Source organism: Staphylococcus sp. IVB6240, assembly GCF_025558425.1.
GTDB lineage: Bacteria > Bacillota > Bacilli > Staphylococcales > Staphylococcaceae > Staphylococcus.
Genome location: NZ_CP094718.1, coordinates 42,823 through 57,799, shown reverse-complemented (window position 1 = coordinate 57,799; position 14,977 = coordinate 42,823). Strand labels below are relative to the sequence as shown.

13 protein-coding genes and 3 pseudogenes are annotated in these 14,977 nt (G+C 30.9%); 8 read left to right on the top strand and 8 right to left on the bottom strand.

All coding sequences use genetic code 11. The annotated features are described in order from the left end of the window. Window positions 1-420: 420 nt before the first annotated feature. From MUA88_RS00275 to cch1, 4 genes and pseudogenes are all read left to right on the top strand, one after another. A complete protein-coding gene (locus tag MUA88_RS00275) occupies window positions 421-780 on the top strand; it encodes a hypothetical protein (RefSeq protein WP_262559959.1) in 360 nt (119 codons plus the stop codon). Window positions 781-957: 177 nt separating this feature from the next. Continuing rightward, on the top strand, window positions 958-1,968 hold the full coding sequence (locus MUA88_RS00270) for a hypothetical protein (protein ID WP_262559956.1): 1,011 nt from the start codon (window positions 958-960) through the stop codon (window positions 1,966-1,968). 263 nt (window positions 1,969-2,231) lie between these two features. Beyond that, window positions 2,232-2,453 carry a hypothetical protein gene (locus MUA88_RS00265; RefSeq protein WP_262559955.1) on the top strand — a complete coding sequence of 74 codons (222 nt, stop codon included), beginning with the start codon at window positions 2,232-2,234 and terminating at the stop codon, window positions 2,451-2,453. 85 nt (window positions 2,454-2,538) lie between these two features. Next, window positions 2,539-4,307: pseudogene (gene cch1 / locus MUA88_RS00260) on the top strand (cassette chromosome replicative helicase). 98 nt (window positions 4,308-4,405) lie between these two features. Here cch1 and arsC read toward each other — a convergent pair. From arsC to MUA88_RS00230, 6 genes and pseudogenes are all read right to left on the bottom strand, one after another. Further along, window positions 4,406-4,825, bottom strand: a complete 420-nt coding sequence (gene arsC, locus MUA88_RS00255) for an arsenate reductase (thioredoxin) (protein ID WP_262559953.1) — start codon at window positions 4,823-4,825, stop codon at window positions 4,406-4,408. Between the two features lie 17 nt (window positions 4,826-4,842). After that, window positions 4,843-6,134 (bottom strand): annotated as a pseudogene (gene arsB / locus MUA88_RS00250) (arsenite efflux transporter membrane subunit ArsB). Beyond that, window positions 6,134-6,448: an ArsR/SmtB family transcription factor gene (locus tag MUA88_RS00245; RefSeq protein ID WP_262559952.1), complete on the bottom strand. Its 315-nt coding sequence runs from the start codon at window positions 6,446-6,448 to the stop codon at window positions 6,134-6,136. The pseudogene arsB and the gene MUA88_RS00245 overlap by 1 nt, the downstream one beginning before the upstream one ends. A gap of 179 nt (window positions 6,449-6,627) precedes the next feature. Further along, on the bottom strand, window positions 6,628-7,950 hold the full coding sequence (merA, locus tag MUA88_RS00240; RefSeq protein ID WP_262559951.1) for a hypothiocyanous acid reductase MerA: 1,323 nt from the start codon (window positions 7,948-7,950) through the stop codon (window positions 6,628-6,630). After that, a complete protein-coding gene (locus tag MUA88_RS00235) occupies window positions 7,937-8,263 on the bottom strand; it encodes an Rrf2 family transcriptional regulator (protein WP_316957940.1) in 327 nt (108 codons plus the stop codon). Before MUA88_RS00235 ends, merA begins: the two co-directional genes overlap by 14 nt. Window positions 8,264-8,483: 220 nt before the next feature. After that, window positions 8,484-9,446, bottom strand: a complete 963-nt coding sequence (locus MUA88_RS00230; protein WP_262559949.1) for a M23 family metallopeptidase — start codon at window positions 9,444-9,446, stop codon at window positions 8,484-8,486. Between the two features lie 575 nt (window positions 9,447-10,021). Between MUA88_RS00230 and MUA88_RS00225 the strand changes: the two genes are divergently transcribed. Both MUA88_RS00225 and MUA88_RS00220 read left to right on the top strand, forming a co-directional pair. Continuing rightward, a complete protein-coding gene (locus MUA88_RS00225) occupies window positions 10,022-10,879 on the top strand; it encodes a RhaT/GlcU family sugar-proton symporter (protein ID WP_142019173.1) in 858 nt (285 codons plus the stop codon). Window positions 10,880-10,938: 59 nt separating this feature from the next. Next, window positions 10,939-11,730 carry a glucose 1-dehydrogenase gene (locus tag MUA88_RS00220; RefSeq protein ID WP_107504575.1) on the top strand — a complete coding sequence of 264 codons (792 nt, stop codon included), beginning with the start codon at window positions 10,939-10,941 and terminating at the stop codon, window positions 11,728-11,730. 215 nt (window positions 11,731-11,945) lie between these two features. On the opposite strand, the gene MUA88_RS00215 is transcribed toward MUA88_RS00220, so the two are convergent. After that, window positions 11,946-12,854: an AEC family transporter gene (locus MUA88_RS00215; protein WP_262605927.1), complete on the bottom strand. Its 909-nt coding sequence runs from the start codon at window positions 12,852-12,854 to the stop codon at window positions 11,946-11,948. A 100-nt stretch (window positions 12,855-12,954) separates the two neighbouring features. Further along, on the bottom strand, window positions 12,955-13,299 hold the full coding sequence (locus MUA88_RS00210; RefSeq protein WP_262559944.1) for a DNA methyltransferase: 345 nt from the start codon (window positions 13,297-13,299) through the stop codon (window positions 12,955-12,957). 43 nt (window positions 13,300-13,342) lie between these two features. Here MUA88_RS00210 and MUA88_RS00205 point away from each other — a divergent pair, with 43 nt between their 5' ends. Both MUA88_RS00205 and MUA88_RS00200 read left to right on the top strand, forming a co-directional pair. Continuing rightward, window positions 13,343-14,017, top strand: coding sequence for an IS6 family transposase (locus MUA88_RS00205; protein ID WP_262605589.1), 675 nt, complete (start codon window positions 13,343-13,345; stop codon window positions 14,015-14,017). 58 nt (window positions 14,018-14,075) lie between these two features. Next, window positions 14,076-14,585 (top strand): annotated as a pseudogene (locus tag MUA88_RS00200) (protein rep); the annotation flags it as partial. Window positions 14,586-14,977 lie beyond the last annotated feature (392 nt).

The following is a 14,977-nucleotide window of genomic DNA, read 5'->3' as shown; positions in this document are numbered from 1 at the left end:
ATCTCATAGCTTATTACTTAGTTTTATTACATTTATGTATATCTGTAAGAAAAATGATATAAACTATAAGTCTTATAGTAGTCAAAACACTTCAGACCATTAAAATTATGAAAAATGACAGCTATTAAATTGATACTTGAGTGAATGATGCTTTACCAAAAGTTTTCGACTAACATTGGTATTATCAAAAAATCTATAAAAGCTGTAAATTTACAAAATTAATTGAGTAATTGAATAACAGAATAACAAGTGTTAATAAAATAATCATAATTGCTAATAGATAAATAAACATTAAACGTCTTAATAAGATTGAAACGTTTTTTACTTACTTTTTGATTTATCTCCAGGATTAGCCATTTTTCTTATCTATTTATTTATAGTTTATTGTATATTTAGAGAAAAATAGAAAGGGATTTAAGAATGTTTAAAGTTAATAAAGATGAAAAGCAGCTAGTTAAAGCAGTAGTTCAATTACTTAATATAGCTTCTGAAAATTTAGAATTTAACGAAGAAATATTCATTAGCTCAAACCAAATGCTAAGTGCGCCATTTATCACTAATAAAATAAGCATTGAAATAAAAGATGATTTCAAACATGTTATCAATCAATATGGCGCACACGCTGGTTCTGTCTTAATACTTAACCGATTATTCGACGCTTTATATAAATTTTTGAAATATAGTTACGATCAAGAAATGCTAGATGAACAATTCGAACAGGTAAAAGAAGAAATCGTATCATATTTTATTGATAAAGAAAGCGTTACTCGTTACTTATAATATTTCTTACTACAAGATAACTTAATTGATTTAATTGATAAAGAAATAAAAAATATAAAGATAGCCATTACTTTCGGTGGATCAAAGGAATCTTTAAACTATCGATTTCATTTAACTCCTATTGTAAATAATATTGAATCTGTTGTTGCAAGATTAAAACAACTCCCCCAATCTAATATGAAGAATGCAAAAACTTACAGCCAATATGAAAAGATTCGATTAAGCAAATTAACTAAATCCTTAGCTGATACCAGTGAATTCAATCCAAATGGCCATTTCTATAGCGGTATTCAGTTTAAAAGAAAAGATATTCAAATAAGCTATTATGCGACGATGAAAAGTTATATTAGCTCAACCTCATCAATAGAAATGCCTACTAAGAAAGACCTGGATAAGGATATTGATAATTTAATGAAGCATGTTGCTAAAGAACAAGATAATGACTTTACTAAAGCATTTTATACATTTAATGATACTTTACTAATAATAACCAATTGTACGGTCAATAGGTTATTACTGTCTAACACGTATTGGCAATTATTAAATCACAATAAAAAGCTTTTATCTAAGTATGAAAATTCTAAAGCAACACTCACTCATACTTTATCAGAGACATTTATTGACACATTACTTACTTCTAATAATTCTAAAGAACTACTCAATGAAGATTTTTCTAAAGTAGTTGAACTACTCTCAAATATAATACCTAAGCATTTAATTATTTTGAGAAATAGCACTACTTATAGTTTAGAGGACCTTTTAGATGCGGATTTTCTCGATAATTATAATTTAATATTTCATTTTAAAAAGAGGGCATCTTACTACCCTTTACATCAAGTGTTTAAAGATTTTTATATTTATTACTTTAAAGGTTTCAATGATTTAAGAACATTAGCAAATTACACTCGAATTTTAATAAAGGAGGAAATGTACAACAGTTATACTAGAAACAAGTGCTTTGATATATTTGAATTTAATGATTATTTACATACTAAAATTAACAACTTTAATTTCAAAGATATAAAGTCTAATAGTAGTAAAGATAATACTTCTCAATCTCTAAGTATTTATCAGGATAAGCTATTTACGAGTTTAAATCATATACATTCTAAGAGCACATTTTCATTATTTGATGACGTTAATTTCTTAAACATCTATAAATCAAAACTAATAAGTAGTCGTAAATAAAAAATTTATATATTTTTTATTAATAGGCTGATAACTGATTTATTAGTAAACATTCATTAAAGTTGCACATTAATCAATTAGTGATTCTAAAGCGCAAACACTCATTCAACACTGTGTTTGTGCTGTTTTTTTAGGTTATTTACTAAAATTTCGAATGTGAAAAATTAAATAGGAAGATCAGTACTTTCTTTATATACTCTGAACATAAACAACAAGAACTAGTCATAGAAATAAAGGGCATATTAAGAAAGGATGTTTAATCAATGAAAGAAAAAAGAAACGAACAAGAATTACTATATGAAGGTGTAAAGATAGTTACTAAGAAGTTATCTCCAAATACAGATTATTCTTTTAATGAGTTAAAAAATATGGCAATAAAAATGCCACAATTTAATAATATGGATCTTTCAATTAATGAACAAAGAGAGGTTGGACGTCGTTATAGTTCATGGGTAAAAAATGTCCTCAAGCAAACGTTATTATAATCAACCGTAAATCAAATCGTAATTTAATTTACCGTAAGGTCAGTACAAATAATATTAGCAACCCTTCGAAAGGGGGTGTTCGCTAATGAGTCATCATGACTTTTTTAAACGATTTCCATACCATATAGATTCAATGGGATGTCATAAAACTATTCTACCTAAAAAAGATGGAGATGAGAAAAAAGTGGTGACTATGTCTAGTTGTATCACTGTTGAAGCTAAATTTTGGCATACCTCAGAAAATACAGAAAAGATAATTATTTCTAACGGTAAAGATAAAGAACATACATTTGAATCTGATATTTTAACAACTCGAAAGTTACCTTCCTTGGTTAAATATGGTCACAGTATCAATGAAAATTATATAAGAGATTTGAGCTATGCACTACAATTAATGCGCGATGAACTGCCCACTTCTGATTTATATGATGGCTCGGGCATCATAGAAACACCCCACGGTTATATTGTAATGATAAATACAATTTATACATCTAAACAATATGATCAATTATCATCTTTAGATCCTATTGTCGATAGTGCTTATCTATTAGAGTCTAAAGGTACATTTAAAGATTGGTTAAATAGGTATATTAACGAAGTCAAAGGTCATCTTCTTCTAGATTTAGCGGTCGTATTTGGAATTTCTGCCTTAGTGACAAGCTTTCTGAAGTACAAACGTGAAATCGAATTTGCAGGAATTATTTTTAGTTTTACAGGCCAGTCATCAACTGGTAAATCAACAGCGGCAGCTTTAGCAGTATCCGTCGCTGGAAATCCAACTAAAGGTAATCAAATACTTTTTCAAAGTTGGAATGCCACACGTAATGCACTTGAAGGTTACTTGAGTAACAATTTTGGTGTACCTATTGTATTTGATGAACTCTCATCAGCAACTTTTAAAGATACAACAGGGTTATTGTACTCTATCACTGAAGGTCAAGGGCGTCAAAGTTCCAATGTACATGGAGAAGTTAAAACGCCTAAGAATTGGGGCACTTCTATGATTTCAACCTCTGAATACAGTATCTTTACTGATTCTGCCCAAAATGATGGTTTACGCGTGAGAACTATTGAAATTAATGAACGGTTTACTAAAGATGCAACAAATTCTGATAATATTAAAAATCTGTGGCACTAAACTATGGTTATCTTTTACCGTTAGTAGCTAAATATCTTATAAACCGTGAAGATGAAGTCATTCAATGGTTTCAAGAGGAGCATCATTGGTTTAATGAAACATTGAAAGATGAAACAAATAATACTGGTGTTCGTATGTTTAAGCGATATGCGACTATCACTACTTCTGCCAAGATTCTAAGTCGTGTTTTAGCTACTGATATTGATATTGCTAAAATAAGAGACTACTTTATTGATTATCATGCTCATACAGTATCTGAACGATCACTGGCAGATAAAGCGATTGAAGTCATTACGTAATCTGTAGCTCAAAACCGTGGTAAATTTTCTGATGACAAAGCGTTAAAGAATATGACTGAGAACCATGGACTAATTGCCTTAAAAGATGAGTATATCGAAGTCAAAATCATTGCGTTTGTATTTAAAAATATGTTGGCAGAACATCACTTCCAAGATGTCAACAATGTCGTGAATGCACTAAGGGATAAAAGATTTATCGAATCTGACCATGATCGAATTATAACAAAAAGAACAGTCAAAGATGACAATGGCAAAAAACAGTCACTTGTCTTTTACCATTTAAAGCTAGATTCAAAATATGCGTCTATTTTTGATCTAACTAAAGATGCTGAACCTATTAAAGCTGAAATTAACTTGGATAACAAAAAGATGCTTGAATCATTGAAAAAACAGAATGATGATTTAATTGATTTTTAATAACTTAAAGATGAAATTGTGCAGGAGTGAATAAAATGGATGAGTTAATTGAAGTATTAGCTGACTTAGTCGTTGAAAAGTTACAGAACGATAACTAATCATGACGGGGCTGGGACATAATTCCTAGCCCCTTTATATTCTTGTATTCTACTTCCGATTTCATCTCTAACACGTTGAAATTCTGACCATTCTTTTCCTGCTGGATCATCAAAGCCCCAGTGTTCTTTTTTGACGTTAGGTGGTATGATGGTACAATTATCATCTGCATTGCTACATAATGTTATGACTAAATCTGATTGTCTTAAGATATCATTATCAATCAAGTCTGATGTATAATTTGAGATATCAATACCTACTTCTTTCATAGCTTCTACTGCTTTTGGATTAAAACCATGTGTTTCAATTCCAGCAGAATAGACATAAAAACTGTCACCTAAAATTTTCTTTTCCCAACCTTCTGCCATTTGGCTACGACAAGAGTTGCCAGTACATAAAAAATAAATTGTTTTCTTATCCATAGTTAAAGCCTCTTTTCTTAAAATATAATTAGTGTGAGATATAAACCTAAGAGTGTGACAAATAGTACCGGAATAGTAATAATGATTCCAGTTTTAAAATATATTCTCCACGAAATCTTTACACCTTTTTGTGTTAACACATGTAGCCACAATAATGTTGCTAAAGACCCAATCGGTGTGATTTTCGGTCCTAAATCAGAACCTATTATATTGGCATAAACCATACCTTCTTTAATGGTTCCTACTACATTAGATTGTCCAATCGCTATAGCATCGATTAAGACAGTAGGCATATTATTCATAATGGATGATAAAAATGCTGATATAAAGCCCATGCCCATAACACTACTGAATAATCCATGACTTGAAATATTAGATAATACTTCAGCTAAAATTGATGTGATGCCAACGTTTTTTAATCCAAATACAACTAAGTACATACCTATAGAAAATAGAACAATATTCCATGGTGCACCTTTAATCACTTGTTTAGTATGAACTGAAGGAGAATTACGAGCTAAGATCACAAAGATAAGTGCAATCGTACAAGCAATGATCGATACAGGGATTTGAATAAACTCACTAACAAGATAGCCTACAAGTAATATTGCTAATACTAGCCAAGAAATCTTAAATAATTTTAAGTCTTTAATTGCATCATTTGGGTTCATAAGATTCTTTTATCGAAAGTTTTTGGTATAGACGTTCTGAAATAAAGCCATAATACAAATATGCTAGCGATCAGAGAGAATATATTTGGAATAATCATTCGACTAAGGTACTCAATAAATCCAATATTGAAGTAATCAGCAGAAACGACATTTACTAAATTCCTCACAATTAATGGAAGTGATGTAGTATCAGCAATAAATCCACATGCAATAATAAAAGGGAATAACGTTTTTTTACTGAAACCCAAATTTCTTACCATCGCTAATACAATTGGCGTTAAGATTAAAGCTGCACCATCATTTGCGAAAAATGCAGCTACTATTGATCCTAATAGCATAATATATACAAACATTTTTAAGACGTTACCGTTTGAAGCTTTGACCATATGTATTGCAGACCATTCAAAAAATCCAATCTCGTCTAATATTAATGAAATAAGAATAACAGCTACAAATGTTAAAGTGGCATTCCAAACGATACTTGTTACCTCTAGTACATCAGAAAAGCTAACAACGCCTGTAATAATAGAGATGACCGCCCCAATTAAAGCTGTAATACCAATATCTAAACCTTTAGGTTGCCATATCACAAAGATTAAAGTTAAAAGAAAAATTACAATTCCTAAAGTCATCATCATCAACATTCACCTGATTTTATATTTTTACATACACAACGTTGGTTAGATGTGTCAATAATGTTTATATTTTGATTGATATCATCTAAAATAACATGATTAAGTTGGTACATATGTTTGTTACCATCTTTACGTGTATAAACTAATTCGTTATCTACTAATAACTTCATATGATGACTGAGTGTTGGTTGTGAGAATTGAAAGTGCTCCAACAAATCACAAGCACATAATTCACCACAAGAAAGCAAGTCTAATATTTCCAATATACTTGGATCTGATAACACTTTTAATATTGTTGAGAGTTCTTTATAAGACACATATCTACCTCCTAGATATTAAATAGATTAACAACTATATAGTTGTTTAACTGTATTATAATTACAAGTATTAAAATCGGGATGAAGAGTAGTTAATGTCGTTTCAATAAAAAAAGGCACATCCACATTATTGAACAATTCGTCAATATGTGTTGTGCCTTTATTACATTTATATATAATTAAATATTAAATAAATCATTAAATGATTCTATCATAGTAGGATGTGTATATATATTGTCACGTAAAACTGTATAGTCAATATTTTGGTCAATTGTCAGTTTTACTAAATTTATGATTTCCTCGGATTGTAAACCATATAAAGTAGCCCCAAGTACTTTATTTGTTGTTGCGTCTATCACAACTTTAAACAAACCTCTAGGATCATTATTAATTTTGTGACGAGGTATATTACTTACTGGTAGTTTACCTTCTTTAATTTCATACCCTTGTTCTTTTGCTTCTTTAGCAGTCAATCCCACACGAGATAATGGAGGATCTATAAATACCGTATAAGGTACCGCACCTCTATTTTCTGTAGTGCGAGCAACTGAACCGAATAATTTGTCTTTAACAATTCTAAAGTCATCTAAAGAAATATAAGTGAATTGCATGCCACCTTTTACATCACCTATTGCATAGATATGTTTTACAGCTGTTTCCAACTGATTATTGACTTCTATTTCGCCACGTTCACCTAGTTTAATATCAGTGTTTTCTAAATTTAAGTCAGTATTTGGCTTTCTACCAATTGCGAGTAATACCGCTTCTGCTTCAAAATCACCTTTATTCGTTTTAGCGATTGTATATCCATCTTTATCTTCAAATTCTGAAGTTTGAGCACCTAACTCGAATTTTACACCTTTATCTTCTAAATCTTTAATCGCATGTGAAACGATTTCTTCATCTTCTCTTGCCATTAATTTATCATTCGCTTCTAATACAGTCACTTGTGTACCAAAGTTTGAAAACATAGATGCGAATTCTAAAGAAATATATCCTCCGCCAACAATAACTAACCGTTTAGGTTGTTCGCTTAAATTCATTATTCCTGTAGAATCATATAAATGTTTAGATTCTTTAATGCCTTTGATATCAGGAATAACAGGTGTTGCACCAGTATTTATCACAATGTCATCTGCTGTTAAAGTATCTACAACTTTGCCTTGTTCATCTAATAAGTCTACTTCCGTATTGGATTTAAAGCTAGCCTTGTAATCTAATACTGTTATATTTTCATCGTCTGCTAAGTTATGATAATTCTTTTTATTAAGGGCCGTTACGACTTCTTCTTTACGCTCAAATGCTTGATTGAACGATCCACTTTCTAATCCTTCGTGCACTAATGTTTTAGATGGAATACAGCCGATATTGATACATGTACCACCATACATTTTTTTGGATTGTTCAACAACTGCTACTTGTTTCCCTTGAGCTGAAGCTGTTTTTGCTAGTGTTTTTCCACCTTTACCAAACCCTAAAATTAATAAATCATACTTTTTCATTGTAACCCTCCATTAATATATCGTTTAATATATCTCCAATAGAAATATTTTGATAATATTTTTCAATTATTTCAAATTCTTTTCGATGATAGTTGGACATTACTCGACTCATTTCATTTGAGATTTTACAGTCACTTTCTTTTGTACCTGTATAAATTCTGCCAAATGATTGACTAGAAGCGAATAATTTAAATAAATTGGATAATGGCGTATCTAACACATTACCATTTATACGATACCCTCCATATTTGCCCTTTTGTGTTGTAATGTAACCTTCTTCTAATAGTTTGCTCATAACTCTTCTTAATTGCACAGGATTAACACAAACTTTTCATGACAATTCGACACTACTAAATCTTTCAGATGAATGTTTACTTAAGAAAGTTAATACGTGAACCGCGATATTAAATTCTAAATTCAATGAATCATCTCCTTTTAAATGTAACTATAATAATTACATTTAAACATATCTACTTCTTAAGTTCAAATAAAAAAATCACGCCTATAATAAGACGTGATTTTTTCTTATAAAATTATTGATTGTTGTTGATATAAGAATCTGGATTAACTGAATATTCATTACCTACGCCACCTTGCATACGTTGGAAATGTAAATGTGGTGCCGTTGAATTACCAGTATTACCTGATTGTCCAATTTGTTGACCTGCTTTCACTTCGTCACCTTTATTTACATTTAATTTATTCATATGCATGTACCATTGATAATAATCACTATTTTTCTCTTTTATTGTTACTTGGTTACCACCACCGTAGTTACTCCAACCACTTTGAATCACAGTTCCATCTGCTAAAGCGTATACAGGGGTATTTTCTTCCATAGCATAATCTACACCGTAATGTGCACCTCCGCCGTGATATTGACCATATTCTTGTAACTTTTTATTTTTAGTAAGCCAATTTGATGAAGCTTCTGCATTACCTTTCGCTTCCTTAGTGCTAGTTGCATCGTTGTTATGAGTAGATTGTTCTTTAGAAGCAGTATTGTTATATTGAGCTGTTTCTTGATTATCATTTGTTTCATTAGAAATCGCTACATGTCCATTACTTCCTGTTTCATTATGCTTAGCTGTTTGATTATCATTTGCTATCGTTTCTTTATTTGTTTCAGATGTTTGATTCTCTTCTCCATTATTTACTTGATAACCTTTATCCTTAATTGATTGATTTGATTGAGATGGTGAATAATCATTATCATCTTTTTCAAAATAGTAATAATGCGTAACACCATTTTGATCTACTTCATACGATTTATATTCTTTATGTTCAAACATAGATTGATTCCAATTGCCATCTAATGTGTGATGATAATTCCCTTTACTATCTATTGTATAATAAACATCATTTTCAATTCCCGTATAGTTGTGAGTATTTTGCGTAGATACACTACTTTGTTCTTCAGCTTGTGCGTCTTGTTGAGCAATACTCATAGTTAGAATTCCAATAGTCGCTATTGAAGTTGTTAGTATTTTTTTCATTTTAATAAACCTTCCTTTTCTTAAACTATAGAACTCAATCTATCACGTGCTTAAATGAAAATAAATACTTGTAATCGATTTGTGTATAGTAAATAAAAAGTTGTAATATTTTCAAAATAATATTACTGATTTCTGAATTTTTGATATTAGTGTCATTCCTTATTACACATAGGATGTATACATTCAATGGGCTATTTTCAAAAAATTCATTACGCAAATTTCAAGTTTAAGTTAGCCACCTTTTCCGACTACATAACTTAGGTGTGTTCCTTTATGATTTGTCATGTTAGAATAAGTATGCGTCATGTAAATTCATTCCTTTATTGTTTGTGTGGTAACTTCAATAATAACATGAAATTCACGTGGCGTTTTTTGTCTAAAGGTAGCTAAGTTGATTATAAAATCCACCATTATTTAAAATAAAATCTTTTTGCAATTTAATTATAAAAAAATTGCAAATTATAAACTAATACTTTTACTAAAATAATAGTTTGGTTTAGAATGAATGTTTGTAAACAATTGTTGGTGATTGTTTTAAGGGGAGAAAAACAAATAGAGAGAGAGTGAGTAAAAGTATGGATTTATTAATTGCTTTATTACCCGCGTTATTCTGGGGTAGTGTAGTTTTAATTAATGTTCTTGTAGGTGGAGGTCCTTATAATCAAATTAGAGGGACAACTTTTGGTGCGTTAATCATCGGTATTATCTTATTACTTACAGGTAATGCTAAATTTGATGACCTTACGATTATTATCGTTGGTTTAATTTCTGGTGCTTTCTGGGCATTAGGACAAGGTTATCAATTAAAATCTGTCAGCCTTATAGGTGTTTCAAAAACAATGCCTATTTCTACAGGTTTACAATTAGTTGGTACAACGTTATTTAGTGCTATTTTCTTAGGTGAATGGAGTACTGGTGTGCAAGTTACATTAGGACTTGTTGCTATGGTATTACTTGTTATCGGTATTGCTTTAACATCTATTAAAGGTAAAAATGAAGAATCAGAAAGTACCAAAAACTTTGGTAAAGCGATGCCTATCCTTTTAATTTCTACTGTTGGTTATGTTGTCTACGTAGTAGTAGCACAAATATTCGGCGTAGATGGAATGAATGCTTTATTCTTCCAATCTATAGGTATGGCTATTGGTGGTTTAATACTATCAGCTAAACATGAAACATCAGTTAAAAGTACACTATGGAATTTAATCCCAGGTGTTGTGTGGGGTATCGGTAACTTATTTATGTTCTACTCACAACCAAAAGTTGGTGTAGCAACTAGTTTCTCATTTTCACAGTTATTAGTTATTGTATCTACACTCGGCGGTATTTTCCTATTAGGCGAGAAAAAAGACAAACGTCAAATGATTGGTATTTGGGCTGGTATTGTACTTATCGTTATTGCAGCCTTTGTACTCGGATATATTAAAGCATAATTATAATTAAGAGATATGACCATGCTTTAGATTGTTACTAATTAAGGAGGAGTTTGAATATGTTCAAAGATTTAGAAGGCAAAGTAGTAGTTATCACAGGTGGTAGTAGCGGCATTGGTAAAGCAATGGTAGAACAATTTGGTAAAGAAAAAGCTAAAGTTGTTATTAACTATCTTTCAGAAAGTTCATTAGACGATGTTGCTGAATCTATCAAATTAATTGAAGATGCAGGCGGACAAGCAATTAAAGTACATGCAGATGTATCAAAAGAAGAAGATGTAAACAATTTAATTAAAGCAGCAGTTGATACATTCGGTACATTAGATATTCTTATTAATAATGCTGGTTTCGAAAAACCAATTCCAACTCATGAAATGCCTCTAGAAGAATGGCAAAAAGTTATTGATATCAACTTAACTGGTGCATTTATCGGTTCAAAAGCCGCTGTTAATCAATTTCTTAAAGAAGATAAAAAAGGTATTATTCTTAATACATCAAGTGTTCACGATAGAATTCCTTGGCCAAACTATGTAAACTACGCTGCTAGTAAAGGTGGTTTGAAATTAATGATGGAAACAATGTCTATGGAATATGCTCAACACGGCATCCGCATTAACAATATCTCACCTGGGGCTATCGTAACAGAACATACAAGAGAAAAATTCTCTGACCCAGAAACACGCGCTGAAACATTAGAAATGATTCCAGCCAAAGAAATTGGTGAAGCTGATCAAGTTGCAAATGTTGCACGTTTCTTATGTTCAGATCTAGCTGACTACATTCATGGTACTACAATCTATGTAGATGGTGGTATGACAAACTACCCAGCATTTAAGGGCGGTAAAGGCTAACTTATATTTGTCAATTAGACTTAATCTTGTCTAGCGACAAATCGTTTGCTAAGACCATTTAAACTGAAATGTCTTATTATTCTTGTTTTTCAATTAATAAAGCTAATAAATAGAGGAGAGTTTAAGCTACTGCCCATATAACGATTAAGGTTGCGGCAATTAATTGCCGCAACCTTAACATGTGTTTGATAAATAAAGTATTCATTAAAAACGTTTTATACAAATAAAGCTTGATAAATATATAAAATGACAATGCTAATGACAATCGTTAAATTAGTGACCATACCTACCAGTGGTAAAGTTTTATATTTAAATTGTATGGAGTAAGGTATGATAGCTACGCCAACTGGTAATAACCAGGCAACTTGTAGAGTTGTTTTGATCATCTCATCATCAACTGGTAAAAAGAAATGTACTAATAAGCCAGCAATAATACCTAAGCCATAGTGTATAGCTAAATATTTAAGAGCAATTGGTAAGAATCTCTTATCAATACTGAAGTTTAACATCAGACCTAGTAAAATCATTGATAATGGCATATTCGCACCTGATAGCACAGAGAAGAAATCAATTACTGGCTCTGGAAAATGAATATCAAGCATATTTAAGATAAACATTATAATATATGTCATAAGTGGCACCGATTTAAGCAAGTTTTTCCCTAAATATTTAAAGTCGAAACTATCCCCTTCACTACTAAAATAGCTACCGACAAAGTAAGTTACACCAAACATGATAATAGCCCCACCTATATCAGCCATACCAAAGTATATCATCCCTGTTTGTGGCCATATCGCTTCAACGAGTGGATACGCAAATAACCCTATATTTAACGAAGCTATCATCATGCCAGTGGCACCACGAATCTGATTATCATAATTTATAAATAACCAGACCACAATAATTTTGGCAAGAATACCATAAATAATCATCATTATTGGTAAAATTGAAAGTGATAAATCTAATTCTGCACCGTTCAAATTAACTATTACTAGCGAAGGCAATGTGACATTTAATACTAAGGTAGAGAATACTTGACTATCATTCGCCTTAAAGTAATTAATCCTCTTTAATGTATAACCCAATGCAATCAGTATAATAATTATGATAAATTGTTGAGTCACAACAATCCTTCTTTCATTACATTTTTTCGTTTTCAATCCATTTTCATACTTTAACATAAATGTTGGTTATTTTAGAAGCTTTCGATTTCATGTTATAATTCTAGTCAAACTCGTGTAGTCCAATGTCCTTGTCTATACCTATAAAGTTACGTCCTTCTAATAGTGCAGAAACTAAAAATGAACCACTACCACAAGTATTATCTAAAATGGTATCACCCAAATTAGAATAAGTTTTTACTAAATATCTGCCTAAATCTATGGGTTTTTGAGTCGGATGGTAAACTTTACCTTCAGATTCTGCCGTTTTAAAATAAGTTAAATCAATTGGATATCTCGTTCCCTCGCTTTTTACTTCACTAGGGGAAAATAGTCCATAACTACCTGTTAACTGATTTTTACGTGTACCCTTATTATAAGGATTACCTTCTGACAGGTTCTGTTGCAAAGTTGAATTTATAGTATAATTTTAACAAAAAGGAGTCTTCTGTATGAACTATTTCAGATATAAACAATTTAACAAGGACGTCATCACTTTAGCCGTTGGCTACTATCTAAGATATGCATTGAGTTATCGTGATATATCTGAAATATTAAGGGAACGTGGTGTAAATGTTCATCATTCAACGGTCTACCGTTGGGTTCAAGAATATGCCCCGATTTTATATCAAATTTGGAAGAAAAAGCATAAAAAAGCTTATTACAAATGGCGTATTGATGAGACGTACATCAAAATAAAAGGAAAATGGAACTATTTATATCGTGCCATTGATGCAGAGGGACATACATTAGATATTTGGTTGCGTAAGCAACGTGATAATCATGCAGCATATGCGTTTATCAAACGTCTCATTAAACAATTTGGTAAACCTCAAAAAGTGATTACAGATCAGGCACCTTCAACGAAGGTAGCCATGACTAAAGTTATTAAAACGTTTAAACTGAATCCCGACTGTCATTGTACATCGAAATATCTGAATAATCTCATTGAGCAAGATCACCGTCATATTAAAGTAAGAAAGACAAGATATCAAAGTATCAATACGGCAAAGAATACTTTAAAAGGTATTCAATATATTTACGCTCTATATAAAAAGAACCGCAGGTCTCTTCAGATCTGCGGATTTTCGCCATGCCACGAAATTAGCATCATGCTAGCAAGTTAAACGAACACTGACATGACATATTAGTGGTTAGCTATATTTTTTTACTTTGCAACAGAACCTTACATATAATAAAAAAAGAGATGATTATAATCCTCATTTTCATGTGTTAATTGCAGTAAATAAATCGTATTTCACAGATAAAAGATATTATATTAGCCAACAAGAATGGTTAGATTTATGGCGTGATGTAACGGGCATTTCAGAAATCACACAAGTTCAAGTTCAAAAAATAAGACAAAATAACAATAAAGAGTTATATGAAATGGCTAAGTATTCTGGTAAAGATAGTGATTATTTAATAAATCAAAAAGTATTTGATGCATTCTATAAATCACTTAAAGGTAAACAGGTTTTAGTTTATTCAGGATTATTTAAAGAGGCTAAAAAGAAATTAAAAAATGGGGATTTAGATTATTTAAAAGAAATTGATCCAACCGAATATATCTATCAAATTTTTTATATTTGGAAACAAAAAGAGTATTTGGCTAGTGAACTTTATGATTTAACAGAACAAGAAAAAAGAGAAATTAATCATAAAATGATAGACGAAATCGAGGAAGAACAATAACAAAATATAAGTGTTAACAGCTGACCTCCCGATAACATCATGTAGTTATTGGGAGGTCAGCTGTTGAATTATGCACGAGTATTTTAAAAGTTATTGTGATGACGGCGATAAACGATTATCAAAAGTATAATGTTAAAATGTTTTATTATACTAACGTTATATAAACATTATACTTTTGTTATACAAATTTTAACCCTGTTAGGAACTATAAAAAATCATGAAAATTTTAATTTGCATGTAACTGGGCAGTGTTTTAAAAAATCGACACTGGATTTTTTAAAAATTGATATCTGGATTATCTGCAAAATAAACGAGAATTTCAAGTTTAAGTTAGCCACCTATAATGACTGAGGTGTACACAAGGGTTAACCGTATTCGAACCTGTTGAGGAT